The organism is Barnesiella sp. CU968 (assembly GCF_905219685.1).
GTDB classification, from domain to species: Bacteria; Bacteroidota; Bacteroidia; order Bacteroidales; family Muribaculaceae; genus Lepagella; species Lepagella muris_A.
The window spans coordinates 1-1,027 of record NZ_CAJMXD010000601.1 but is presented as its reverse complement, the minus strand read 5'-3'; the positions used below and the strand labels follow the sequence as shown (position 1 = coordinate 1,027).

The following is a 1,027-nucleotide window of genomic DNA, read 5'->3' as shown; positions in this document are numbered from 1 at the left end:
AAAAAAACCCACCCTCTGGTTTTCTGCTGCTTATGGTTTTTTATATTGAACTCGTCTTGAGGATTTGTTTTTACAGCATTTCATGCCTTTTTCTCATCGGCAAACCGGTTGGGGAAGGTTAAGTGCTTTCTGGGTTGGGTCAATGCCCGGATTACGAGGATAATACCAATCAGAATGAACGGTATGCTGAGCATCTGACCGAGGTTCATGCCGTATCGGGCAATCATTTCGTATTCAGACTGCACCTGTACGTTCTTTACATATTCTATAAGGAAGCGCGGCAGGAAGATTCCTATAAAGAACACACCGGTAATGAGCCACGGGCGCTCTTCTGCGTTCTTTTTCCAATACATCCACATCAGAAGACCGAAAAGAGCGAAATAGCAGAGTGCTTCATATATCTGTGTAGGATGAGCCGGAAGCGTCTCTCCGTTGCGAAGAAACACGAATCCCCACGGCAGATCCGTTGGTCCTCCATATATTTCGCTGTTCATCAGGTTTCCGAGCCGTATCAGTCCTCCGACAAGAGCAATGGCTATCACTATCTTGTCGAACACCCAGGAAGCCGGCTTTTTTGAGACAAGCCACGAGAAAAGGAACAAAGCGATTATATTGGCTATGGTGCCTCCGTGACTGGCAAGGCCTCCTTCCCATATTTTGAAAATTTCTGCAGGGTGCTGTGAATAATAGCCCCATTCGTAAAAGAAGACATGTCCCAGACGGGAGCCGACAATTGTGGCTATGACTATGTACATCAAAAGTGTTCCAAGCCATTTTTCCGGTGCTCCCTCATGTCTGAACATCTTGGCGACAAGCCAGTAACCGATTGTGAAACCAATGGCAAACATCAAGCCATACCATCTTACGGATATGGGACCGAGTGAGAATAATATCGGGTCGGCATTCCAGTATACGAAATTCAGCATAATATGTACGGAGATTAGTTTTCAGTATTGTTATAATAAGTTTCTAACATGTATCATCTTCTGCGTTTGCCGAGAAGGTCACGGAGACCGTCCATGTCAAA

1 protein-coding gene is annotated in these 1,027 nt (G+C 45.4%); it reads right to left on the bottom strand.

Annotation, left to right across the window (positions count from 1 at the left end; genetic code table 11):
* Positions 1-80 precede the first annotated feature (80 nt).
* On the bottom strand, positions 81-926 hold the full coding sequence (gene lgt / locus JX312_RS13955; protein WP_172469333.1) for a prolipoprotein diacylglyceryl transferase: 846 nt from the start codon (positions 924-926) through the stop codon (positions 81-83).
* Positions 927-1,027 lie beyond the last annotated feature (101 nt).

Excerpts from the sequence above, each read along its gene's own strand:
- lgt (WP_172469333.1), bottom strand. The coding sequence starts at position 926 with ATGCTGAATTTCGTATACTGGAATGCCGACCCGATATTATTCTCACTC.